Origin of the sequence: Vibrio sp. 14N.309.X.WAT.E.F5, assembly GCF_030397615.1 — a bacterium.
Taxonomy (GTDB): domain Bacteria; phylum Pseudomonadota; class Gammaproteobacteria; order Enterobacterales; family Vibrionaceae; genus Vibrio; species Vibrio lentus.
This window is the reverse complement of the sequence record NZ_JAPNXR010000009.1, coordinates 1-24,135: the sequence shown is the minus strand read 5'-3', so window position 1 is coordinate 24,135 and position 24,135 is coordinate 1. Positions and strand designations below refer to the sequence as shown.

Below are 24,135 nucleotides of genomic sequence, written 5' to 3'. Positions count from 1 at the left end.
TTTCGTCTTTTTTGTAATGAGGTCGTCTTACAGTCATCAGGCTAAGGATCGCCCTAAAAAATCACCTGCGAATAGTTATTAAATAGTGCCCATGAAGGCAAATTTCAATAGTAGAACCAATAACTAACTGCATATTGCGAACGACTGTTCCTGAATTGTTCGAGAATTTATGGTCCATTGGGGGTTATAATAGTCAAATTAACCCCACCTACACTAACCACACTCTAATTCGAGAGTGTTACGAGAGTTTAATTTGTTAAGTTATCGCCACAGCTTCCACGCGGGCAACCATGCCGACGTAGTAAAGCATATCGTACAGAGCCTTATTCTTAATTCTTTGAAACAAAAGGATAAGCCTTTTGTTTACCATGACACTCACTCTGGTGTAGGTCGTTACGACTTAACGCATGAATGGTCTGAAAAAACGGGCGAATACAAACAAGGTATTGCACGCGTCTGGGCACAAACAGAACTTCCTGAAGACATTCAAAGCTACCTTGAGTCTATCTCAGCACTCAACAATGGCGAAAAACTGCGTTTCTACCCAGGTTCACCACGTGTTGCACGTGCACACCTGCGTGATCAAGACCGCATGGTACTGACTGAGCTTCACCCAGCCGATCACCCTCTGCTTGAGCAAGAGTTCCACCGCGATCGTCAGGTGTCTATCTATAAAGAAGATGGCTTCCAACGCTTAAAAGGCAGCCTGCCACCAAAAGAGCGTCGTGGTTTGGTGCTGATCGACCCACCTTACGAGCTGGCAAAAGAGTATCGTGATGTTGTGACTGCGATTGCTCAAAGCCATAAGCGCTGGGCAACTGGTATCTACGCAATTTGGTACCCAGTGGTAAACCGCTGTGATATCGAAGACATGATCGAAGGACTTGAAGGCTTAGGCATCAACAAGATTCTACAAATCGAACTTGGCGTATCACCAGACACCAACGAGCGTGGCATGACAGCATCAGGCATGATTGTTATCAACCCGCCTTGGAAACTAGAAAGCCAAATGAACGAAATTCTTCCATTCTTGAAGGAAGCAATTGCGCCGGCAACCGGTCACTTCAAAGTAGAGTGGATCGTTCCCGAATAATCTCGAACTTAACGTCATAGTTTGTAGAACCTTCAACAGACTGTGACGTACACGAATAAATTTTAAACAGGGAGATTGAGTTCAACCGATCTGCCCTCAATATAATAATTAGACAATTTAAGAATCTATAGGACGTAGGTGTTCAGTGCACTCACTGTACCCACAGCCTTCAATAAATGGAGAAAGTAATGGCGACTCATTTTGATTACATCTGTATCGGCGGCGGTTCAGGCGGCATCGCATCAGCTAACCGCGCAGCAATGCACGGTGCAAAAGTTGCACTTATCGAAGCTCAAGACCTTGGTGGTACTTGTGTAAACGTTGGTTGTGTTCCTAAAAAGGTTATGTGGCACGGTGCTCAAGTCGCTGAAGCGATCAACCTATATTCAAAAGACTACGGCTTCGACGTTGACGTAAAAGGCTTCAACTGGGGCAAACTGGTTGAAAACCGCCAAGCGTACATTGGTCGTATCCACCAATCTTACGATCGCGTTCTTGGTAACAACAAAATAAACGTAATCAAAGGCTTTGCTAAGTTTGTTGACGAAAAGACCGTTGAAGTTAACGGTGAACACTACACAGCGGATCACATCCTGATCGCAGTAGGTGGTCGTCCAACCATTCCAAACATCCCTGGCGCAGAGCACGGTATCGACTCAAACGGTTTCTTCGACCTGATGGAGCAACCTAAACGTGTTGCTGTTATCGGCGCGGGCTACATCGCAGTTGAGATCGCAGGCGTACTAAGTGCACTTGGCACAGAAACACACCTGTTCTGTCGTAAAGAGTCGCCACTACGTAGCTTCGACCCAATGATTGTTGAGACACTGGTTGAAGTAATGGAAGCGGAAGGCCCAACACTGCATACACACTCTGTTCCAAAAGAAGTAGTGAAAGAAGCAGATGGCACACTGACTCTGCACCTTGAGAACGGCAACACTCAAAACGTTGATCACCTAATTTGGGCTATCGGCCGTCACCCAGCCACTGACGCTATCAACCTAGCATCAACTGGCGTTGCAACAAACGACCGTGGCTACATCAAAGTAGACGAATTCCAAGCAACCAACGTTCCTGGCATCTACTGTGTTGGCGACATCATGGAAGGCGGTATCGAGCTAACACCTGTTGCTGTTAAAGCAGGTCGTCAGCTTTCTGAGCGCCTATTCAACGGTCAAACCAACGCTAAGATGGACTACACGCTAGTTCCTACTGTTGTATTCAGCCACCCACCTATCGGCACTATTGGTCTAACGACTCAAGAAGCTGAAGAGCAATACGGCAAAGACAACATCAAGGTATACACGTCTGGTTTTACTGCAATGTACACTGCAGTCACTCAGCACCGTCAACCTTGTAAGATGAAGCTAGTATGTGCTGGTGAAGAAGAGACAGTAGTTGGCCTACACGGCATCGGTTTCACTGTTGATGAAATGATTCAAGGCTTCGGCGTTGCAATGAAAATGGGCGCAACCAAAGCAGATTTCGACTCTGTTGTGGCAATTCACCCAACGGGCAGCGAAGAGTTCGTAACGATGAGATAATCAACGCCTTTGTTGATATCTCTTAAAAAGCAGGCCTTGTGCCTGCTTTTTTTATGTCCACTCTTGAACCTTACCCCTCAACTCCACGTAACACAGATACTGACCTATCTAGAACAGCAATGGAGTTTGTTATGAATCTACTAATTGAATCATTTGAAGGCGGGATCTACTTAGCTTACCAAGTTATTGGCGAGCAAAAACAGTTAATCAAAGACGACCACCAGCACCCAATGAAGTTTTTGAGTGTAAACCAAGCGCGTGACCACTTTAGCGACCAAGGTGTGGCATCGGCAATGCTGGTTCATAACAGCGCCTACGACGAGATGTGTGGTGAGCATTGCGGTAACACCCAACCGTTCGAGATTGATTTGAAGTGGAGTTAAATCAACTTCAAATCAATCGTGATAAAAATGGAAAGGCTTGCACTAGTGCAAGCCTTTTTCTTTTGGGTCATATTTCTTATCGTGCTGTGCGTTTTTGTCTTCGCTTGATGTTTTGCTCTTTCACGACAAAGTCGAACAATGGAGCAAACAGGTTAGCGAACAGGATCGCCAACATGATGCCCTCTGGATAAGCAGGGTTGAGCACTCGAATACCAACCGTCATCACACCAATAAGAATCCCGTAAGCCCACTTACTCTGATTAGTAAACGCGGCAGAAACTGGGTCGGTTGCCATGAAGAAAGTACCAAAGGCGACGCCACCTAATACAAAGTGCCAGTAGAAAGGCATTGAGAACATCGAGTTGGTATCAGAGCCAATCCAGTTCATCAAACTCGAAGTCACGACGAGGCCGATAATCACACCGGCAACAATGCGCCAAGAGGCGATCTTCATGACAATCAGAATCAGACTCGTCAATATGATAAGCAATGAAGAAACCTCACCCATCGAACCCGGTATATTGCCGACAAACGCGTCCATCCACGTTATCGACTCACCCGTCATATTATTCATAAGCGAAGTGCTGCCACCTTCATACCATTGGCTTAAAGGTGTTGCACCAGAATAACCATCGGCTGCCACCCATACTAAACCTCCCGACATGTTGGCAGGATAGGCAAAGTAGAGAAAGGCTCGACCTGCAAGGGCTGGGTTAAGGAAGTTGCGCCCTGTACCACCAAACAGCTCTTTCGCGACAACGATACCAAAGGTGATACCTAGCGCTGCTTGCCATAACGGGATAGTCGGTGGAAGAATTAAGGCAAATAAAACCGAGCTAACAAAAAAGCCTTCGTTGACCTCATGTTTACGCACAACGGCAAACAGCACCTCCCAAAAACCACCGACAACGAAAACTGTCGCGTAAACGGGTAAAAAATAGAGAACGCCGAGCAACATCTGACTCCCCCAGCCACTTGCCATTAAGGACTGTGCATCACCAAATGCCCACGATAAGCGCCAACTACTCTCGATAACCGAGGTAAGCTCATTGAGTTGATAACTGGATGTTAGTGCCGAGACACTCTGATGTCCGACGTTATACATGCCCCAGAACATGGCAGGGAAAGTCGCCAGCCACACCAAAATCATAATACGCTTGAGATCGATACTATCTCGAACGTGGGTCAAGCCTTGGTTTACGTTGCCAGGCGTATAAAAGATGGTGGCAAACGCCTCATAGACTGGGTAAAGCTTTTCGTACTTACCCCCAGCTTCAAAACGCGGGGCTACGTCTTCTAATCGTTTCTTCAAACTCATAATCTCAATCACCTTATTGCTTGAGTTATGGTTTTCTACGCACCAACTGCTCTATTTGAACAATTTTTAGCGATTTTTAATCAAATTTGTATTGATGAAACGAGTCAGTATTCAACAGCAAAACCGACGTTGAGAAAGCTAGACGCATAAACAACAAAGCCCCAGCAATGGCTGAGGCTTGTTTAATCTTATAACGGTCGTTGTTACTTAACGCACATCACGTTGAGTAATGAAGAGCCTTTGAGCTGGTTTACGTTACCGTTAGTGAACAGGCCTTTTTTATCCGCTCCCCAATAAGGTAAGTGCATTGGCCAGTTCTGCTTTTCCATGACTTTTGAGCCAAGGATACTCTGCCATTGTTGTTCATTCATCAACTTCATGCCGATCTGATTACACACAAGTTCGGCGCTGCCAAAATCTAAACGACTCCAAGGCTTTCCCTGCTCCATATAAAACTGCTGTTTATGGTCCGACAAATAAGGCACTGCATATTTGTTGCCCGCAACATTAGCAGTTACACGAATTTCGAGATCGAGATCATTGCCCGAACTTGAATCATTACTAGGAATCGCTTGGATTGCGGCAGCACTCGTTGCGGCTACCGCTGAAGTCGCGACCGCGGGTTTCGGTGCAGGCTTCACTACTGGTTTTGATTTTACAGGCGCCTTAGTCTTAGCCATTTTTGGCTCTGCCGGTTTTGCAACGATAGGCTGTGACGAGGTCTGAGACTTATCCACCATACGAATGAAGGCTTCACTGTATCCAGACACTTTACGCACCTGAGCCAGATCTTTTCTCGCATCAGAGAATGTCGAATAAGGACCAATCAGACAACGATAATCGCCACCTTCAGGCTTCATCCATACATTGGTCGAGATCTTTTCATAAAGAGGCTTCGCTCGGCTCAATGACAAAGGCTTATTAAGCAGGCCACATTGAACCCAAAACAGTTCATTAGATGAATGACGTTTAGGCGCCTTGCTGCCCCAAACACCCTTACCGATCGGACATGATTGTTCTAGCTGTGGTAATTGATTAGTGCTTGCTTGAGTAGCATCACATAGAACCGATTCTGCATTAACCTGACTCGATGCCAAGAGGGATGCAGCAATAAGCCCCATACGATAATTTTTACTCACAGCACGACATACAGCATTCATTGTCAATTTCATAACCACCACTTAAACCCTCTCGGGCTAATTGTTACCGATTCTATGTCGATAAAACATGAATTCCATTTTAAGTATTATTGACCATGTCAATAATACTTAGTTCCAGATCCATTAAGCAAAAAAAGAGCCGTAATTGCTTACGGCTCTTAGTTTAGTGATTTTTTTTACTAAAAATCAATCCGCGTTATCACCCTTTATAAATTTTAGGGTTAAATACATCACGTAACCAGTCGCCTAATAGGTTGATCACTAGAACGAGTGTTACCAAAAGAACACCTGGGAATGCTGTGATCCACCATGCTCCAGAGAAAATGTAGTTAAAACCGGTACTGATCAGGGCACCCAGTGACGGTTGGTCGACTGGCAAACCTAAACCTAGGAAAGAAAGTGCCGCTTCCGACATGATGGCATTTGCCACCTGTACCGTAGAGATAACCAAAATTGGTGATAAGCAGTTAGGTAGAATATGGCGGAACATGATACGTGGCGCTTTAAAGCCCATCACGCGAGCTGCTTCTACATATTCTTTCTTCTTCTCTGCCAATACTGATGCACGAATGGTACGCGCATACTGAGGCCATTCGGCAATACCAATGATGACCACCAGCATTACAACGGCGTATTGCGCATAAAAGTCACTACCAAAGCTTGCCTTAAAGATGGCCGAGACAATGATCGCAACCATCATGGTCGAGAAAGAGAGCTGAACATCCGCAAAACGCATCAAGAAGCTATCAATACGGCCACCGAAGTAACCCGCAGACAAGCCAATGATGATACCAAGCGTCAGTTGTAGACCTACCGCTAAGAAACCAATGGTCAGTGATAAACGCGAACCGTAAAGCATGGTCGATAAAATATCACGGCCTTGCTCATCCGTTCCTAGCAAGAAACGATCTTCGCCGTCTTCCATCCATGATGGTGGAAGTTCTGAGTCCATGATATCAATCGATGTCACGTCGTACGGGTCTGTTGGCGCTAGAATAGGTGCTGCTAGTGCCATCACTAAGAAGATTGAGAAAATGGCGAAACTCACCATTGCCACTTTGTCGCGTAAGAAGTAATACACAATGTCAGATTGCTTAAAACGTTCCCAGCGAGACGGCACTGTCGATGTCTGTTCCATGATTATGCTCCTTTCCCTGTGATGTTAACGGTTGGGTTGATAACACCGTAAAGCAAATCAACAATCGTGTTAGTCACTACGAAAATAAGACCAACAAAAATAACGTATGCGGTAATCAATGGTGTATCTACACGGTTGATTGCTTCTAAGAATAAGAAGCCTGTACCTGGCCACTGGAAAACCGTTTCAGTAAGAATGGTGTAAGCCACCATAGTACCAATCTGAACACCACCCACGGTAAGTACCGGTAGCATGGTGTTTTTCAAAGCATGTTGGTAATAGATTTTGTTTAAAGCTAAGCCTTTCGCTTTGCCGAATTTGATGTATTCCGAGCTCAATACTTCCAGCATTTCAGAACGCACGAGACGAATGAACAGCGGTAGCATGATTGAAGCCAAAGCAATACTTGGAAGCACAAGGTGAGCCAAGCCATCAAGTGTTAGGAAACCAGATTCCCAACCAAACCAGTTTGCCGTATCACCACGACCAAAGGACGGTAGCCAGCCTAACTCGATAGAGAAGACATACATCAACATAATGGCCGTCAAAAACACAGGAACCGAGATACCAACGCTACTGCCCGCCATAATCAGCTTGGTAAAAAAGCTCTTAGGGTGAATAGCGGAGTAAACGCCTAGTGGAATCGACAGGCAAACAATAATAATAGAAGCGCCAAACACTAACTCTAGTGTGGCTACTAACTTATCGAGAATCACGTCCACAGCCGGACGCTTAAAGAAGTACGAAGTACCAAGATCACCCTGTAGAGCAGCGCCTACAAAGCGAGTGTATTTTGTAATGAAGGGATCATTTAAGCCGAGTTCATCACGCAGCGCTTGACGCTCCGATTCTGAAACAGATTGACCGACTAACTCACGCAACGGGTCGCCCAGGTTATCCTGTATGGCAAACGCCACCAAACTGATCACAAACATCACTATCAGTGCCTGAAACAGGCGCTTGACCAGAAACGTAACCATTCCTTGCCCCTTATCTATCCATGACTATCTAATCAAAATCCGCGACTAGATAAAAAATTTCAGTCTTAAAAAAGGTATTTAGCCAGACTGAAGGAAGACCAAATACCGAAACTTAAATCTATTTCTTAATAATTCGAGAGCCTGAAAAGCTTCAGGCTCTCGATTCTAGCAAGCTAGATTATTTTACAACTAGGTCGCCGAAGTAAGGCATAACCATTGGGTTTACTACGTCTGCTGCACCTACGTTAGACTTCGCGCCCCACGCTTCACTTTGCCAGTGAAGAGGAACAAACGCTGCGTCGTTGTAAAGTGTTGCTTCAACGCCTTTCAGCATTTCAGAACGCTTAACTGGGTCAGTTTCAGTGTTAGAAGCTTCTACAATTGCATCCATCTCTGGGTTTGAGTAACCAGAACAGTTGTATTGGCCACGACCCGTTTCTTCGTTACGAGTCATTGTTAGGAACTCACTGAAGTTAGCTGAATCTTCTGTATCTGAGTGCCAACCGATCATCATCATGTCTGCTGAACATAGGTCAAACTCAGGCCAGTATTGCGCTTTAGGCATCGTTTTAAGATCAACTTTGATACCAATCTTAGATAGCATTGCCGCAGACGCTTGAGCAACTTTTGCATCGTTCACGTAACGGTTGTTTGGTGCCATCATAGTTAGCGTAAAGCCATCTTCGTAGCCCGCTTCCTTCATTAGCTCTTTTGCTTTTTTCAGGTCGTAGCGAGGTACTAGTGCATCATCGTGACCCGCGTAGCCTGTTGGGCTTTGCTGACCAGCTGCAGTAGCGAAACCTTTCATGATTTTCTTAACAATACCTTCATTGTTAATCGCATGAACGATTGCTTGACGAACGCGAACATCTTTAAGCGCTTCGTTGCTGTTTTGGTTCATTTGGAACGTAATGATACGAGTACCAGGCAACGTCACTAGATCGATGTTTTTAGCGTTTTTAACACGCTTGTGATCGTTAGGTGCTACTGGGTGAATCATGTCTACATCGCCAGAAAGAAGGGCCGCAACACGTGTTGCATCTTCTTTGATTGGAACCAATGTTAGCTTGTCTACGTTACCTTTCGTTTCTGTATCCCAGTAATCGTTAAAACGCTCAAACGTTACTTTAACGCCTTGCTCACGTTGAGTAACGATGAATGGACCTGTACCTGAAACGTTTGTAGAAGCGAACGAGTTACCGTGCTTAACTAGCTCAGACTTGTCATTACCTTCGGCTGTTTGGCCTGAGTAAAACTTGCTGTCCATTGGGAAGATGTAAGTTGCTGTTTGTAGTACTAGTGGGTAAGCCGCTTTAGAGACTAGTTCAACTGTGTAGTCATCCACTTTTACCATCTTCTCGTAAGGCGTGAAGATAGACTTAAAGTCTGGAGATGCTTGTAGACGTTCAAAAGTCCACACAACATCGTCAGCTGTTAGTTCATTGCCTGAGTGGAATTTAACACCCTGACGTAGATTAAAGCGGAAAGTCGTTTCATTGACACGTTCCCAGCTTGTCGCTAGGCGGCCTTCAAAATCCATCTCTTGAGTGAAACGTACTAGAGGGTCAAACACCATGTGAGACATTTGCAGTGTGCCGCCAGATAGCTGCTCGTGCGGGTCAAGTGACACTGGGTCAGCTGCGTAGCCAACAGTAATATCTGCTGCTGCTGCACTAAAGCTTAGGCCAGCTGCCATCAAAGCTACTGCTAATTTGCTTTTCATGGTTTTCATTGCATAACTCCTTCATGCGGGAATCCAGATCCCTAGTTGTTGTATTTGCGTCTGTTATTGTATTTCAGGCAGGCTAAGCCTCTACCCTGCTGAAATTTATATTGCGGCTTGTGCCACTGCTTTTTCTTCTCGTAAGCCCGTAAATTCAGGCATTAAAGAAATCAGGTGTTGGCTATATTCATGCTGTGGAGAGTTAAATAACTGCTCAGTAGGTGCCACTTCCAGTAGCGTACCCATCTGCATCACACCAACACGATCACACATCTGACGAATAACCGGTAAATCATGACTGATGAACAGCATGGTTAGGTTTAGCTCATCTTGTAGATCTTTTAATAGGTTTAGGATCTGCGCCTGTACCGATACATCTAACGCCGATGTTGGTTCATCACAAATCAATAGGCGAGGTCGCGTTGCCAAAGCACGAGCGATAGAAATACGCTGACGCTGACCACCTGAGAATTCATGCGGGTATTTAACCCCTGCCATTTTTCCAAGACCAACATGATCCAACAAATCATGAACAATCTGACGAGTTTCATTCTCGTTGCGAGTCAGTTTATGGAAACGAATTGGCTCTGCGATGATGTCGAAAATCTTCATACGTGGGTTCATTGACGTATACGGGTTTTGGAAAACCATCTGCATTTGACGACGCATTGGGCGACGTTCTTTTTCAGATTTAAGCCCCGTAAGATCGACACCTTCAAAGGTTACTTTGCCTGAGTTAGGGGCGTATAGGCCTGCGATGACACGTGCAATGGTTGATTTACCAGAACCAGACTCACCCACTAGACCAAAGGTTTCACCTTCATGCACTTCAAAGCTTACGTTGTTTGAAGCTTGCACATACTCGCGACGGCTTTCGAAGAAAGAATCTTTTGTCGTGAATCGTAGGTTAACGTTTTCTACGTTCAGTAGCGGACCTGTGTATTCACGATGATCTTGGCTTTGACCTAACCAGTGATTTTTTACATCTAAGGCTTCCATCTCGTGTGCTTCTTCGATGTAGCTAACAAGAGGAAAACGGTCGAGTTTACGATCTGAACGAGGAACGGCTGAAATCAAGCTGTGCGTGTATGGGTGTTCAGGTGTACCCAGTACTTGTTTCGTTGGGCCGAATTCAACCAGATCACCACGGTACATAACCGCAACACGGTCAGTCACGTTAGATACAACACCCATATCGTGGGTTACCAACATACAACCTACGTTTTTCTTAATACATAGATCGCGAATCAGGCCTAAGATTTGGTCTTGGATAGATACGTCTAGAGCGGTTGTTGGTTCATCGGCGATGATCAGGTCAGGTTCGCCTGCCAATGCAATCGCGATAACCACACGCTGGCGCATACCACCAGAGAATTGGTGCGGATACTGTTTAAGGCGGTTTTCAGGTTGTGGGATACCCACTTGGTTCATTAAGTCTAATGAACGCTGATAAGCTTCTGCATCCGTTACCTTCATATTGGCATGGATGGTTTCTTTTAATTGCTGTTCTACGGTAAATAGAGGATTAAGAGAAGTCATTGGATCTTGAAAGATAAATCCAATCTTAGAGCCGCGAACTTTACGCATCTCTTCCGGAGATAAACCCGATACTTTTTCACCATCAAGGAACACTTCACCGCTCGCAATACGACCGGGAGGGCTTAGCAAATCGATCACAGCATTACCTACTGTTGATTTACCAGCGCCAGATTCACCAACAACACCGACAATCTCGCCGCGCTCAATGCTAAACGACAATGATTTTACTGCAGCGTGTACACCATGACGTGATGGGTATTCGATACGAAGATTTTTTACTTCTAAAAGTGACATTACCAGACCTCTACTGCTTTGGCAGCTCTCTGCCCTGTCTGCAAAATTGAATCCATTCTTACCAGAATATTGTTCTGATATTTTATACGGTTGACAATTTGGCAAATAATTCACAGAAAAGCAACAAAAATAGGATAAAAAGTCGACATTAAACGCTTAGCAAGCAAAAGTGCCACATAACTATTCACACAGAGAGCATGTAGTAAGAAAAAACAACATCATATTGTTGGTAATAAACACTCACAAATCCCTTACTACTACTTACTTGTAGAGTTAAACCTATGGTTCAAAGCAGATCTCACTACCAGTCACTAAAAACAAATAATTATTCCAAAAAACAATTAACACTATAGAAACAAATACTAATTTTATTAATTTAAGCAAATAAAACAACCAGATAGATCTAATTTAGCCATACATTCAACCTCTCCCATTATTTCAACGAATACAAACCAGAAAAACGAAAGGTTTAATAAATTAGAGAAGAATTTAAGCGACGGGGAGTAAAGAAAGCTGTCAATTACAGGCCTTAGTGAGCAAATTTAGGGGCAGATTTCACTTTTAATAAAAATCTTTAGACCAAACTCATTAATCTGTCGAATAATTGAGTGATTTATTTATATAAAATCAGATATAGATCAGCGCATTTCATAAAGCGCTCATCTCAATTAAGGCGTGAGAATCTAAAAAATCGATGGTGGGGTGTTTTATATAGAGGGCGATGACTGAAGTGATGCCACGCGAGCTATCGAAATGAGTCAGTTCCCTGCACTCAAAATCAAAATCAAAAGTTGAAGAATTTCCGATACGATAGATATAAAAAAGCCCCTTTTTTTAGCGTAGCTTCTTAAGCGATCGGTGAAGAGACATTCTTTGAACATCAGGCGAACCCGACTTGAGTTCCAATCTGGTGATCTACAGATGAAAAAAAACCTCATCATTTCTGATGAGGTTTTTTTAAGGTGGTCGGTGAAGAGGGATTCGAACCCCCGACCCTCTGGTCCCAAACCAGATGCGCTACCAAGCTGCGCTATTCACCGAGACGTTTCGTTTGATTTCTCAAACAGGGAACTTCAGAGAAGTTACCAAAATTAATGGGGTGGCTAACGAGATTCGAACTCGCGACCACCGGAATCACAATCCAGGGCTCTACCAACTGAGCTATAGCCACCACTAATTTTTTATATAACCGCTATCAAGCGATTATTGAAATAGTGGTCGGTGAAGAGGGATTCGAACCCCCGACCCTCTGGTCCCAAACCAGATGCGCTACCAAGCTGCGCTATTCACCGACTAATTTTGTCTCGACTCTTGGGAATAATGAGTCAACACTGGAAGCCGAAGCTACCGTTATTTTGTAAAGAAAGAATGGGGTGGCTAACGAGATTCGAACTCGCGACCACCGGAATCACAATCCAGGGCTCTACCAACTGAGCTATAGCCACCATTGTTTCTTTTTTGCCAATTCTCACTTACCGAAGTAAGAGACCGGATGGCGCGCCTGAAAGGATTCGAACCTTCGGCCTTTGGCTCCGGAGGCCAACGCTCTATCCAGCTGAGCTACAGGCGCATGCCCTGTCGGCGGAGTGGAATAATACGTATATCACCTAAGGTCGTCTAGTACTTTTTTAACTTTTTTTTCTGTTTGGTCTCTTTTTCGACAGTTAATATGTGATAAACCCCTTATTTGAGTACTACAACCCTCTGGAGCTTATAAGTTGTTGTTTATTGCAACAACTTATCAGGATATAATCACCCATTATTTACATTGATTTAACAGTCGCTTTTTGCAACTTAAATCAACACACCCCTCTAACACTATAAATTGGTAAGCATGTACTTACCTTGGGAATGTAAAGTGAGTTTAATGGATATGTCTCGTCGAATTTTAACTGTTGTTATCGCAGCTTTAACCTTTTCCACTGGCGTTATGGCTTCAGGCCTAAGTGAAGCGGAGCAAGATCTTATTGCTGAGCGCATCAAACCAGTTGGTCAAGTATACCTAGTCGGTAGTGAGCCAGTCGTTGCTGAACCAACAGGCCCTCGTGATGGCGCAGCAGTTTACGGAACCTTCTGTATTGCTTGTCACGCATCAGGTGTGAGCGGCGCTCCAAAAGCTGGCGATGCTGGTGATTGGGCTCCACGAATTGCACAAGGCCGAGACATCCTAGCAGATCACGCAATCAACGGTTTCAATGCAATGCCTGCTAAAGGTTCATGTATGGACTGTTCTGACGATGAAATCAAAGATGCTATCGAGCACATGATTGCTGGCCTGTAAGCTAAAATAGATTGATATAAAAAAGGTGACCATGAGGTCACCTTTTTTATTACCTGAAACTCTGTCTATTACTTCTTATTGAACATCGCACGAATATTCGCAATGTGTGCCTGCCCTTTTTCCATTCTCTCTTCAGCCGACTGCGGCTTTTTCACCGATTCCCACTCCACATCCTCATGAGGCAATTCATCTAAGAAGCGGCTTTGTGTTGGCTTGATCAACTCACCGTACTGTCTACGCTCACGACACTTAGTGAAAGTCAGCTCTTTTTGCGCTCGAGTAATGCCTACATACATAAGACGACGTTCTTCTTCTACATTACCTTCATCAACACTGGTTTGGTGCGGAAGAATACCCTCTTCTGCCCCCATCAAGAACACATAAGGAAACTCTAGGCCTTTCGAAGCATGCAGCGTCATCAATTGAACTTGGTCCGCATCGTCGTTATCTTCCCCACGCTCCATCATGTCACGCAGGGTTAAACGCTGAACCACTTCGCGAAGCGTCTTCTCTTCTTTATCGTAATTGTCACCTTCTAGATCGGCAACAATCCAACTATAGAGATCAGACACGTTCTTCATTCGCATCTCTGCCGCTTTCGGACTTGGAGAGGTTTCGTAGAGCCAATCTTCGTAATTAATGTCACGAACTAAGGATCGCACCGCTTCTACGGTGTTTCCACGTTCAGCATTATCCGAGATACGAACAATCCAATCAGAAAAACGACGCAGGTTTTCTAGACCACGGCCAGTCAATGTCTGTTCTAACCCCATTTCGAAGCTGGCTTCAAATAAGCTCTTGCCACGCATATTGGCGTAACTGCCCAACTTCTCTAACGTAACAGGACCAATCTCGCGACGCGGAGTATTCACAATACGTAGGAAGGCATTGTCATCATCCGGGTTCACCAATACTCGCAGGTACGCCATGATGTCTTTTATCTCAGCTCTGGCGAAAAACGAGGTTCCGCCAGAAATCTTATAAGGCACTCGGTTTTGCATCAGCGCTTTTTCAATCAATCGAGATTGGTGGTTACCTCGATAAAGTACCGCGTAGTCTTTGTACTCAGTACGATTCAAAAATTTATGCGCAATGATTTCACCAGTAATACGTTCGGCTTCGTGCTCTTCATTCTTGGCGTTAAGTACTTTGAGTTTTTCGCCATCCGGGATCTCAGAGAACAGTGACTTCTCGTACACGTGCGGGTTATTGGCGATCAAGATGTTCGCCGCACGCAAGATACGACTGGTTGAGCGATAGTTTTGCTCAAGCTTAATAAGGCGTAGGTTAGGGTAATCCTCACCAAGTAACACCAAGTTTTGTGGTTTCGCACCACGCCATGAATAGATCGACTGATCATCGTCGCCTACTACAGTTAAACGACCGCGTTCACCCACGAGTAAACGAACCAGCTCATATTGACTGGTGTTGGTATCTTGATACTCATCGACCAATAGGTAACGAATGCGAGATTGCCAACGTTCACGGACTTCTTGATTGGTTTTCAACAGTAAAACAGGCATTGCGATCAAATCATCAAAATCTAATGCGTTATAAGCCTTCATTTGTTTTTGATACATCTCAAAACAGAATGCAAATAACTGCTCTTGTTCACCTTGAGCACGTGCTTTCGCCTGATCTGGCGTTAACATGTCATTTTTCCAATTTGAAATTGTGCTCATCAATGCACGTAACAAATCCTTATCACCATCAATTTGCTTCTCCGTTAGCTCTTTTAATAAAGCTAACTGGTCTTGATCATCAAATAGAGAAAAACCCGCTTTTAAACCAAGCGCTTTGTACTCTCGACGGATGATCGTAAGGCCCATGGTATGGAACGTCGAAACAATGAGCCCTTTCGACTCGCCTTTTCCTAAGGTTTGTCCAACACGCTCTTTCATTTCACGTGCCGCTTTATTAGTAAAAGTTACCGCGGCAATGTTACGAGCTTTATAACCACATTCCTGAACCAAATAAGCGATTTTGTTGGTGATTACACGTGTCTTACCTGAGCCTGCGCCCGCTAAAACGAGGCAAGGACCAGAGACGTATTTCACAGCTTCATCTTGTCTTGGGTTCAGTTTCATTACTTTCTCAACATGGTTAAAAGGTCTATTTGTTCACGCGCGCCTATAATAATGGTGCAACGGTACGAATGCTATGCTCTCTTACACAAGAATTTTACTCTATTTATGCAAAACTCTGTTGCACAAATGTACGTAATTCAGGCTATAATGAATGAACGTTCATTCACTAGTGATTAGTCTATGACCAATAATACATCTCAAGATAAACGCTTACAGATACTCTCTGCTGCGGAAAAGTTAATTGCGGAGGTCGGCTTTCAAGGCTTATCAATGCAAAAACTGGCCAAAGAAGCAGGTGTGGCTGCCGGGACTATTTATCGATATTTCGATGATAAAGACCATTTAATTGAAGATGTTCGCATTCAGGTAACTCAAAGAGTCGCGGACGCTGTTCAAAATGGTGTTAATGATTCAGATTCAATAAAGCTACGTTATAGAACTATGTGGTTAAACATATGGAACTTAGCGGGTACAGACCCTGCAGCAATCAAAAATAGGGTTCAGTACGATTCTCTACCTGCAATAAATAGTATGGCATTTAGGGAACTTGAAAGAAAAATGTTTGCCCAAGTTGAGCTACTGTTTAACGAGGGTAAAGAGCAAGGAATTTTTAAACCACTCAATAATGAAATTTTAAGTGGTTTAAGTTTAGCCGCTAGCGTGTCACTTGCACGCAAGCACTCTTTAGGTTTTTACCAAATGGATGAGGCCGCATTAGAAGCAGCCATTGAAGCCAGTTGGGACGCAATAATTACACACTAGATCGGAGTTTTGACCATAATGAAAAAGTGGACTTTCTTCATGTTACTCATCGCTGTACTGCTTTTCGGCAGCGTTATCGGGTTCAACATGTTCAAACAACAAAAAATTGCTGAGTTTATGGCCAACCGCCCTGAGCCAGAATTTCCAGTAACAGTGACTGAAGTTCAGCCGATCGACTGGGTTCCAGTGATTGAAGCGATTGGTTTCATCGAACCAAACCAAGGTGTAACGCTAGCCAATGAAACCAGCGGTGTCATTGATCAAATCTCTTTCGAATCTGGTACTGATGTTAAGAATGGCCAGCAACTAGTACGTCTCGATTCTGACGTAGAAAAAGCAAACCTAAAGAGCTCTGAAGCTCGTTTGCCTGCTGCGAAAGCAAAATACAAACGTTACCAAGGTCTATATAAGAAAGGCTCGATCTCTAAAGAAGCATACGATGAAGCAGAAGCGAACTACTTCTCTCTATCTGCTGATATTGAAAGCCTGAAAGCATCGATTGAACGCCGTGAAATCCGTGCACCATTCGACGGAAAAGTCGGTATCCGTAATGTGTATCTAGGTCAATACCTACAGTCGGGTACTGATATCGTTCGTTTAGAAGACACCAGTGTAATGCGCCTGCGCTTCACCGTTTCTCAAACAGACATCTCACGCATCAATGTTGGTCAAGCTATCGATATCTTCGTGGACGCTTACCCTGAAAAACCTTTCGAAGGTTCTATTAGTGCAATCGAACCTGCAGTAAGCATCCAAAGTGGTTTGATTCAAGTTCAAGCAGACATTCCAAACAATGATGGCAAGCTTCGTAGCGGTATGTTCGCTCGTGCCAACATCATTCTGCCTAAGCTAGAGAACCAAGTAACACTACCTCAAACAGCAATCACCTTCACACTATACGGTGACAATGTTTACATCCTAACGGAAGAAGACGGTGTTCAACGTGTTGCTCAACATGTTGTAAAAGTAGGTGAACGTACCGCTGATATTGCTCACATCCTTGAGGGTGTTAAAGCTGGCGATACAGTTGTAACTTCTGGCCAAGTTCGTCTAAGTAACGGTGCCAAAGTTAAGGTTGTGGAAAGTGATGCGATCACGCCACCATCTGAAACACCTAAGCTGTAACTGGAGGCATAATGCGCTTTACTGATGTTTTTATTAAACGTCCAGTTCTAGCGGTATCCATCAGCTTTTTGATTGCGCTGCTTGGTCTACAAGCAATCTTCAAAATGCAGGTGCGTGAATACCCTGAAATGACGAATACTGTGGTAACCGTAACAACGAGTTACTACGGTGCAAGTGCCGATCTTATCCAAGGCTTTATAACCCAGCCCCTCGAACAGGCCGTGGCTCAAGCGGATAATATCGATTATATGACTTCATCTTCTGTACTGGGTAGTTCAACTATCACAGTTAACATGAAGTTGAACACCGACCCGAATGCGGCGCTGTCTGACATACTGGCCAAGACAAACTCGGTGCGTTCTCAGCTTCCAAAAGAAGCCGAAGACCCAACCGTAACCATGTCGACCGGTTCAACGACCGCGGTACTTTATATTGGCTTTACCAGTGATGAGCTCGTATCAAGCCAAATCACCGATTATCTAGAGCGTGTAATCAACCCGCAGCTATTTACGGTAAATGGTGTATCTAAAGTCGACCTTTATGGTGGTATGAAATACGCACTGCGCGTATGGCTAGATCCGTCAAAAATGGCAGCTGTTAACCTAACCGCTACTGATGTTATGTCGGTATTGAATGCCAACAACTACCAGTCAGCGACAGGTCAAGCTACTGGCGAATTCGTTCTTTATAACGGCAGTGCCGATACACAAGTATCAAACACTGAAGAGTTAGAGAACTTAGTCGTTAGAAGTGGTGAAGGTGAGATTATTCGTCTGTCTGACATCGCTAAGGTTTCTCTAGAGAAAAGCCACGACGTTTATCGTGCAAGTGCGAACGGTCAGGAGGCGGTTGTTGCAGCAATTAATGCGGCACCAAGTGCGAACCCAATCAACATCGCTGCAGATGTACTTGAGCTTCTTCCTCAGCTAGAGAAGAACCTTCCAAGCAACATCTCAATGAACGTAATGTACGACTCAACCATTGCGATTAACGAGTCAATTCAAGAAGTTATCAAGACAATTCTTGAAGCGGCATTAATCGTATTAATCGTAATCACATTGTTCTTAGGTTCATTCCGAGCGGTACTGATCCCTATCGTTACTATCCCACTATCTCTGATTGGTGTGGCAATGGTAATGCAGGCGATGGGCTTCTCTTGGAACCTGATGACACTACTGGCAATGGTACTCGCCATCGGTCTGGTGGTAGATGATGCGATCGTGGTACTTGAGAACGTCGACAGGCATATCAAGCTCGGAGAGTCCCCTTTCCGTGCTGCGATCATCGGTACTCGTGAAATTGCGGTGCCTGTTATCGCAATGACACTCACGCTAGGTGCGGTATACGCTCCAATCGCAATGATGGGCGGTATCACGGGCTCACTATTTAAAGAGTTCGCATTAACCCTAGCCGGTTCTGTATTTGTATCAGGTATCGTGGCACTAACGCTGTCGCCAATGATGTGTTCAAAAATGCTGAAAGCTCACGCTGAGCCGAGCAAGTTTGAGCAGAAGGTTCATAGCGTTTTGGATGGTATGACTAACCGTTACGAGCGTATGCTTGGCGCGGTAATGCAACATCGCCCGGTATTCATTGGCTTTGCTATCATCGTATTTGCAAGTTTGCCGATGTTGTTCAAGTTCATCCCTAGTGAATTAGCACCTTCAGAAGATAAAGGTGTAATCATGCTGATGGGTACTGCACCATCTAATGCGAACTTAGACTTCATGCAAAATACCATGAACGACGTAAACAAGATTCTGTCTGATCAGCCAGAAGTAGCTTACGCACAGGTGTTCACAGGTGTTCCTAATGCAAACCAAGCGTTTGGTATTGCATCTATGGTTCCTTGGAGTGAGCGTGAAGCAAGCCAATCTGAGGTAGCAAACCGCGTTGGTGGTTTGGTGAAAGATGTTCCAGGAATGGCAGTAACAGCCTTCCAAATGCCAGAACTACCAGGTGCCGGTTCAGGCCTTCCAATTCAGTTTGTTATTACAACGCCAAACAGTTTTGAAAGCTTGTTCCAAATCACCACTGACATTTTGACTGATGTAGCGACAAACCCACTATTCGTATACTCGGATCTCGATCTGAACTACGACTCAGCAACGATGAAAGTACACATCGACAAGGATAAAGCGGGCGCATACGGCGTAACCATGCAAGATATCGGTATCACGCTAGGTACCATGATGTCAGATGGCTACGTAAACCGTATCGACTTGAATGGTCGTTCTTACGAGGTTATCCCTCAGGTTGAACGTAAATTCCGTTTGAACCCAGAATCGATGAACAACTACTACGTACGTGCTGCGGACGGTAATGCTGTACCACTAGGCAGTTTGATTACGATTGATGTTGTGGCAGAGCCTCGCTCTCTTCCTCACTTCAACCAATTGAACTCAGCTACGATTGGTGCAGTACCTGCTCCAGGCGCTGCAATGGGTGATGCTATTGCATGGTTTGAAGACACGGCGGCAAATAAGCTTCCAAGTGGCTACAACCACGATTACATGGGAGAAGCACGTCAATACGTAACTGAAGGTAGCGCACTTTACGCGACCTTTGGTCTAGCACTGGCTATCATCTTCTTGGTACTGGCTATTCAATTCGAATCTCTGAAAGATCCATTGGTTATCATGGTATCTGTACCACTGGCGATCTGTGGTGCCCTAATAGCTCTGGCTTGGGGTGCGGCAACGATGAACATCTACTCGCAAGTAGGTTTGATCACCTTGGTTGGCCTGATTACCAAGCACGGTATCTTGATCTGTGAAGTTGCAAAAGAAGAACAGTTGCATCATCACAAGACTCGTATAGAAGCAGTAATGGAAGCTGCGAAGGTTCGTCTTCGTCCAATCCTGATGACAACAGCTGCGATGATCGCGGGTCTAGTCCCACTGATGTACGCAAGTGGTGCGGGTGCAGCTCAGCGCTTTAGTATTGGTATCGTAATCGTTGCTGGTCTAGCTATTGGTACTATCTTCACGCTATTTGTACTGCCAGTGATTTACAGCTACTTGGCTGAAAAACACAAACCTCTACCTGTATTTGTTGAAGACAAAGACCTAGAAAAGCTAGCTCGCGTCGATGAAGCAAAAGCGGCACACAGAGAATTAGCTGATAATAAGTAATCGCTAAGTCGTGTTAACAATTAAAAAGGCTACTTCGGTGGCCTTTTTTTATACGCCAGAGGCGACTTCTTCGGTGTGATTAAATAGAATGGTAGGAAATATTCAGGAGTTTTAATTGATATGTTTGATCCAAAAAAACTAGAACAGATTGCTAAGCAGATCCACGACTCTATGCCTCAACCAGTCAAAGAGCTTGGTTCAGATGTAGATCAAAAAGTTCGCCAAGTTATCCAAGGCCAACTAAACAAGCTAGACGTTGTGAGTCGTGAAGAGTTTGATGTTCAAACACAAGTACTGCTTCGCACTCGTCAAAAGCTGACAGAGATGGAACAGAAGCTAGCGGATTTAGAAGCAAAGATTGCTGACAAGTAAGCCGTAAAGCAAGAAAACTGAAAGGGTTGGTGTGAAAACACCAACCCTTTTGTATTTCTAAGACTCAACCAAGAACTGAAATTCGACGTCTAGCACCTATCAAGCACTGTCCATTCTACTGATCTGTATAACTTTTCGCCTAAAAGCAAAAAGGCTTGGTCAACGGCGACCAAGCCTTTTTATTAGATGTTGTGTTGCTTAATAATAACTCCAACCAGTAAGGAGCCAATGATACTGCTTTGCTTTTTCTACAAATTTATCAGTATCTAAGCGACTAATTAACCGCCTACAGCGATACGCTTCATGTCGCTCATGTAGCTACGTAGCTCTTCACCAATGTACTCTACAGGGTGGTTACGGATAGCTTCGTTTACTTCAATCAGCTTCGCGTTATCTACTTGGTTAGATGTTTCACCTAGACCGCGACCGATTACGTCAGTTGCAACTGAAGGCATGAACTGTTCGCGTAGTAGCGGTGTTGCCACGTTTGCGAATAGGTAGTTACCGTACTCAGCTGTATCAGAGATTACAACGTTCATTTCGTAAAGACGCTTACGAGCAACTGTGTTTGCGATTAGTGGAAGCTCATGTAGAGACTCGTAGTAAGCAGACTCATCGATTATGCCAGATGCTGTCATTGCTTCAAATGCTAGCTCAACACCCGCACGAACCATAGCAACCATAAGGATACCGTTATCGAAGTACTCTTGCTCTGAGATTTCTACGTCAGAAGCTGGGTAGTTTTCGAATGCTGTTTCGCCTGTCTCTTCACGCCAGCCCAGTAGATTCACGTCATCGTTCGCCCAGTCAGCCATCATAGTGCTAGAGAAGTGACCAGAAATGATGTCATCCATGTGTTTGTTGTAAAGCGGACGCATTAAGTCTTTTAGCTCTTCAGAAAGCTCAAACGCTTTAACTTTAGCTGGGTTAGATAGACGATCCATCATGTGAGTTACGCCACCGAACTTAAGTGCTTCAGTAATCGTTTCCCAACCGTATTGTAGAAGTTTACCTGCGTAGCCTGGTTCGATGCCATCAGCAATCATCTTCTCGTAAGATACGATAGAACCGGCTTGTAGCATGCCACATAGAATGGTTTGCTCACCCATAAGGTCAGATTTAACTTCAGCTACGAATGAAGACTCTAGGCAACCTGCACGGTGACCACCAGTACCTGCAGCCCAAGCTTTAGCGATATCCCAGCCTTCGCCTTTAGGGTCATTTTCTGGGTGAACAGCGATCAGTGTTGGAACACCGAAACCACGCTTGTACTCTTCACGTACTTCAGAACCTGGGCACTTAGGTGCAACCATTACAACGGTAAGGTCAGCACGTAATTGCATGCCTTCTTCAACAACGTTGAAACCATGAGAGTAACCAAGAGCAGCACCTTCTTTCATTAGAGGCATTACTGTCTCAACAACATTAGTGTGTTGCTTATCAGGAGTAAGGTTAATCACTAGGTCTGCTTGAGGGATTAGCGTTTCGTAGCTACCAACTACAAAGCCGTTTTCGTCAGCATTCTTGAATGATTGACGCTTCTCATCAATTGCAGCTTGGCGTAGAGCGTAAGATACGTCTAGACCAGAATCACGCATGTTTAGACCTTGGTTTAGGCCTTGAGCACCACAGCCAACAATGACGATCTTCTTACCTTCAAGGTATTCAGCTTCAGTCGTAAATTCTTCACGATCCATGAAACGGCAGCGACCTAATTGGTCTAGTTGCTCACGAAGGTTTAATGTATTGAAATAGTTAGCCATTGTAGGGCACTCCTTTAAAAATAAGTCCGTAAGGTCGATATCTCTCTATCGAATGACTTCATACTAAAACAGACACTCCGTTGCTGAAAGTGATATATTCACAATTAGTTATTGCAATAAATGCAACATGGAAACGATCACAGAACATGAACATAAAATCTCTACAATTATTTATACATTTATGTGATAGCAAGAGTTTCAGCAAAACAGCTGCTGCTATGCACGTCAGTCCTTCTGCCCTTAGTCGTCAAATACAAAAGCTTGAGGAAGAAACAGGGCAGGAACTGCTTATCAGGGATAATCGAAGTGTTGACCTCACACCAGCAGGGAAACATCTGCTGCCTGTGGCATTGAGCATCGTTGGCGAGTGGCAGCAATATAATCTTCACCTAAAAGGCGGAGAACAGGAGCTCAAGGGTGAGATCCGTATTTTCTGTTCCGTAACAGCAAGCTACAGTCACCTTCCTGAACTCATTACCGAATTCAGGGCTATTCACCCGTATATTGAGTTTAAGCTCTCTACCGGTGATCCAGCGCAGTCCATTGACAAGATACTGAATGATGAGGCTGATATTGCTATTTCAGCTAAACCAGACATTTTGCCTTCAAGATTAGAATTCGAAACCATTAGCGATATACCACTGTCAGTAATCATCCCATCCGGTGTCAGTAGCTTTAGTCAGCAACTTCAATCCGAAAAGCCAAATTGGAATGAGGTTCCTTTTATCATTCCCGAAGCAGGTACCGCCCGTGAACGTGCGAATGCATGGTTCAAAAAGATGAAGATTAAGCCCAGCATTTACGCACAAGTATCTGGGCATGAGGCGATTGTAAGCATGGTTGCGCTAGGTTGTGGAGTGGGTATTGCTCCTGATGTAGTAATTAACAACAGTCCTGTGAGAGATAAGGTCGATCGTTTAAAAATAGAACCAATCAAACCCTTTGAATTAGGCGTTTGCTGTAAACGATCTCAACTTGAGAACCCACTGATTAGAGCGTTTTGGCAAGTAGCCAAAGGAAAATATCTCCCTGACTAGTTAACTTTAGATATGCTGGTTAAGAGAATAATAGAGAGAGCACATTAGTGCTCTTTTTGGTTTTTCTAAATAGCAGATATGAAAAAGCCCGCTGATTTCTCAGCGGGCTTTCTAATGGTGGTGGAGGGATAGGGATTTGAACCCTAGAACCGCTATTAACGGTTGCCGGTTTTCAAGACCGGTGCTTTCGACCACTCAGCCATCCCTCCAACAAATTGTCATCAACAGATTAGCACACTGTTGAGGTTGCTACTTGTTATACAAGCAGCGAAATTAAAGCCTGGCGATGTCCTACTCTCACATGGGGAAACCCCACACTACCATCGGCGCTATTGTGTTTCACTTCTGAGTTCGGCATGGAATCAGGTGGGGCCACAATGCTATGGTCGCCAAGCAAATTTT

17 protein-coding genes, 6 tRNA genes and 1 rRNA gene are annotated in these 24,135 nt (G+C 44.5%); 9 read left to right on the top strand and 15 right to left on the bottom strand.

What is annotated here, in order from left to right; genetic code table 11:
* The first annotated feature begins 253 nt into the window (after positions 1-253).
* The 3 genes from OW495_RS11760 to OW495_RS11750 all read left to right on the top strand — a co-directional run bounded on the left by OW495_RS11760 (position 254) and on the right by OW495_RS11750 (position 3,020).
* Entirely contained in the window at positions 254-1,093 is an 840-nt protein-coding gene (locus OW495_RS11760; protein ID WP_029224298.1) for a 23S rRNA (adenine(2030)-N(6))-methyltransferase RlmJ, read from the top strand.
* A gap of 188 nt (positions 1,094-1,281) precedes the next feature.
* Positions 1,282-2,637, top strand: a complete 1,356-nt coding sequence (gorA, locus tag OW495_RS11755; RefSeq protein ID WP_004735546.1) for a glutathione-disulfide reductase — start codon at positions 1,282-1,284, stop codon at positions 2,635-2,637.
* Between the two features lie 131 nt (positions 2,638-2,768).
* Positions 2,769-3,020 carry a DUF6482 family protein gene (locus OW495_RS11750; protein ID WP_061019435.1) on the top strand — a complete coding sequence of 84 codons (252 nt, stop codon included), beginning with the start codon at positions 2,769-2,771 and terminating at the stop codon, positions 3,018-3,020.
* A gap of 76 nt (positions 3,021-3,096) precedes the next feature.
* Here OW495_RS11750 and OW495_RS11745 read toward each other — a convergent pair whose 3' ends face one another.
* From OW495_RS11745 to OW495_RS11695, 11 genes are all read right to left on the bottom strand, one after another.
* Positions 3,097-4,338: an NADH:ubiquinone reductase (Na(+)-transporting) subunit B gene (locus OW495_RS11745; protein WP_289886664.1), complete on the bottom strand. Its 1,242-nt coding sequence runs from the start codon at positions 4,336-4,338 to the stop codon at positions 3,097-3,099.
* A gap of 203 nt (positions 4,339-4,541) precedes the next feature.
* On the bottom strand, positions 4,542-5,510 hold the full coding sequence (locus tag OW495_RS11740; protein ID WP_102513373.1) for an SPOR domain-containing protein: 969 nt from the start codon (positions 5,508-5,510) through the stop codon (positions 4,542-4,544).
* A gap of 187 nt (positions 5,511-5,697) precedes the next feature.
* Positions 5,698-6,636, bottom strand: a complete 939-nt coding sequence (locus OW495_RS11735; protein WP_017112126.1) for an ABC transporter permease — start codon at positions 6,634-6,636, stop codon at positions 5,698-5,700.
* Between the two features lie 2 nt (positions 6,637-6,638).
* The gene (locus OW495_RS11730; protein WP_017112127.1) at positions 6,639-7,616 is read right to left on the bottom strand and encodes an ABC transporter permease; all 978 of its coding nucleotides are present in this window, start codon (positions 7,614-7,616) and stop codon (positions 6,639-6,641) included.
* A gap of 178 nt (positions 7,617-7,794) precedes the next feature.
* A complete protein-coding gene (locus OW495_RS11725; protein WP_017112128.1) occupies positions 7,795-9,348 on the bottom strand; it encodes an ABC transporter substrate-binding protein in 1,554 nt (517 codons plus the stop codon).
* A gap of 96 nt (positions 9,349-9,444) precedes the next feature.
* A complete protein-coding gene (locus OW495_RS11720) occupies positions 9,445-11,172 on the bottom strand; it encodes an ABC transporter ATP-binding protein (protein WP_017112129.1) in 1,728 nt (575 codons plus the stop codon).
* 963 nt (positions 11,173-12,135) lie between these two features.
* Positions 12,136-12,212: transfer RNA gene (locus tag OW495_RS11715), tRNA-Pro, on the bottom strand.
* Positions 12,213-12,267: 55 nt separating this feature from the next.
* Positions 12,268-12,343 (bottom strand) — tRNA-His (locus OW495_RS11710).
* Positions 12,344-12,387: 44 nt separating this feature from the next.
* Positions 12,388-12,464, bottom strand: a tRNA-Pro gene (locus OW495_RS11705).
* Positions 12,465-12,541: 77 nt separating this feature from the next.
* A tRNA-His gene (locus OW495_RS11700) sits at positions 12,542-12,617 on the bottom strand.
* A gap of 48 nt (positions 12,618-12,665) precedes the next feature.
* Positions 12,666-12,742 (bottom strand) — tRNA-Arg (locus OW495_RS11695).
* A 297-nt stretch (positions 12,743-13,039) separates the two neighbouring features.
* Between OW495_RS11695 and OW495_RS11690 the strand changes: the two genes are divergently transcribed.
* Positions 13,040-13,453 carry a cytochrome c5 family protein gene (locus tag OW495_RS11690; protein ID WP_029223703.1) on the top strand — a complete coding sequence of 138 codons (414 nt, stop codon included), beginning with the start codon at positions 13,040-13,042 and terminating at the stop codon, positions 13,451-13,453.
* A 68-nt stretch (positions 13,454-13,521) separates the two neighbouring features.
* Here the strand turns inward: OW495_RS11690 and rep are convergent, their stop codons facing one another.
* Positions 13,522-15,540: a DNA helicase Rep gene (gene rep, locus OW495_RS11685; RefSeq protein ID WP_017112130.1), complete on the bottom strand. Its 2,019-nt coding sequence runs from the start codon at positions 15,538-15,540 to the stop codon at positions 13,522-13,524.
* A 180-nt stretch (positions 15,541-15,720) separates the two neighbouring features.
* Here rep and OW495_RS11680 point away from each other — a divergent pair, with 180 nt between their 5' ends.
* The 4 genes from OW495_RS11680 (at position 15,721) to OW495_RS11665 (ending at position 20,933) form a co-directional block, all read left to right on the top strand.
* Positions 15,721-16,302 (top strand): TetR/AcrR family transcriptional regulator, encoded by a 582-nt coding sequence (locus tag OW495_RS11680; RefSeq protein WP_065106033.1) that lies wholly within the window; start codon positions 15,721-15,723, stop codon positions 16,300-16,302.
* Between the two features lie 18 nt (positions 16,303-16,320).
* Positions 16,321-17,427: an efflux RND transporter periplasmic adaptor subunit gene (locus OW495_RS11675; protein WP_065106032.1), complete on the top strand. Its 1,107-nt coding sequence runs from the start codon at positions 16,321-16,323 to the stop codon at positions 17,425-17,427.
* Between the two features lie 11 nt (positions 17,428-17,438).
* The gene (locus tag OW495_RS11670) at positions 17,439-20,561 is read left to right on the top strand and encodes a multidrug efflux RND transporter permease subunit (RefSeq protein WP_102513372.1); all 3,123 of its coding nucleotides are present in this window, start codon (positions 17,439-17,441) and stop codon (positions 20,559-20,561) included.
* Positions 20,562-20,681: 120 nt separating this feature from the next.
* Positions 20,682-20,933, top strand: coding sequence for an accessory factor UbiK family protein (locus OW495_RS11665; protein ID WP_009848085.1), 252 nt, complete (start codon positions 20,682-20,684; stop codon positions 20,931-20,933).
* A gap of 278 nt (positions 20,934-21,211) precedes the next feature.
* Here the strand turns inward: OW495_RS11665 and ilvC are convergent, their stop codons facing one another.
* Positions 21,212-22,696, bottom strand: a complete 1,485-nt coding sequence (gene ilvC, locus OW495_RS11660; RefSeq protein ID WP_017112134.1) for a ketol-acid reductoisomerase — start codon at positions 22,694-22,696, stop codon at positions 21,212-21,214.
* Positions 22,697-22,842: 146 nt separating this feature from the next.
* On the opposite strand from ilvC, the gene ilvY reads away from it, so the two are divergent.
* Positions 22,843-23,733 carry an HTH-type transcriptional activator IlvY gene (ilvY, locus tag OW495_RS11655; protein WP_102513371.1) on the top strand — a complete coding sequence of 297 codons (891 nt, stop codon included), beginning with the start codon at positions 22,843-22,845 and terminating at the stop codon, positions 23,731-23,733.
* A 118-nt stretch (positions 23,734-23,851) separates the two neighbouring features.
* Here ilvY and OW495_RS11650 read toward each other — a convergent pair.
* Both OW495_RS11650 and rrf read right to left on the bottom strand, forming a co-directional pair.
* A tRNA-Ser gene (locus OW495_RS11650) sits at positions 23,852-23,942 on the bottom strand.
* A 69-nt stretch (positions 23,943-24,011) separates the two neighbouring features.
* Positions 24,012-24,127, bottom strand: a 5S ribosomal RNA gene (gene rrf, locus OW495_RS11645).
* Positions 24,128-24,135 lie beyond the last annotated feature (8 nt).

Excerpts from the sequence above, each read along its gene's own strand:
- OW495_RS11735 (WP_017112126.1), bottom strand. The coding sequence starts at position 6,636 with ATGGAACAGACATCGACAGTGCCGTCTCGCTGGGAACGTTTTAAGCAA.
- gorA (WP_004735546.1), top strand. The coding sequence starts at position 1,282 with ATGGCGACTCATTTTGATTACATCTGTATCGGCGGCGGTTCAGGCGGC.
- OW495_RS11720 (WP_017112129.1), bottom strand. The coding sequence starts at position 11,172 with ATGTCACTTTTAGAAGTAAAAAATCTTCGTATCGAATACCCATCACGT.
- OW495_RS11665 (WP_009848085.1), top strand. The coding sequence starts at position 20,682 with ATGTTTGATCCAAAAAAACTAGAACAGATTGCTAAGCAGATCCACGAC.
- OW495_RS11680 (WP_065106033.1), top strand. The coding sequence starts at position 15,721 with ATGACCAATAATACATCTCAAGATAAACGCTTACAGATACTCTCTGCT.
- OW495_RS11725 (WP_017112128.1), bottom strand. The coding sequence starts at position 9,348 with ATGAAAACCATGAAAAGCAAATTAGCAGTAGCTTTGATGGCAGCTGGC.
- ilvC (WP_017112134.1), bottom strand. The coding sequence starts at position 22,696 with ATGGCTAACTATTTCAATACATTAAACCTTCGTGAGCAACTAGACCAA.
- OW495_RS11750 (WP_061019435.1), top strand. The coding sequence starts at position 2,769 with ATGAATCTACTAATTGAATCATTTGAAGGCGGGATCTACTTAGCTTAC.
- OW495_RS11730 (WP_017112127.1), bottom strand. The coding sequence starts at position 7,616 with ATGGTTACGTTTCTGGTCAAGCGCCTGTTTCAGGCACTGATAGTGATG.
- ilvY (WP_102513371.1), top strand. The coding sequence starts at position 22,843 with ATGAACATAAAATCTCTACAATTATTTATACATTTATGTGATAGCAAG.
- rep (WP_017112130.1), bottom strand. The coding sequence starts at position 15,540 with ATGAAACTGAACCCAAGACAAGATGAAGCTGTGAAATACGTCTCTGGT.
- OW495_RS11675 (WP_065106032.1), top strand. The coding sequence starts at position 16,321 with ATGAAAAAGTGGACTTTCTTCATGTTACTCATCGCTGTACTGCTTTTC.
- OW495_RS11740 (WP_102513373.1), bottom strand. The coding sequence starts at position 5,510 with ATGAAATTGACAATGAATGCTGTATGTCGTGCTGTGAGTAAAAATTAT.
- OW495_RS11690 (WP_029223703.1), top strand. The coding sequence starts at position 13,040 with ATGGATATGTCTCGTCGAATTTTAACTGTTGTTATCGCAGCTTTAACC.
- OW495_RS11745 (WP_289886664.1), bottom strand. The coding sequence starts at position 4,338 with ATGAGTTTGAAGAAACGATTAGAAGACGTAGCCCCGCGTTTTGAAGCT.
- OW495_RS11670 (WP_102513372.1), top strand. The coding sequence starts at position 17,439 with ATGCGCTTTACTGATGTTTTTATTAAACGTCCAGTTCTAGCGGTATCC.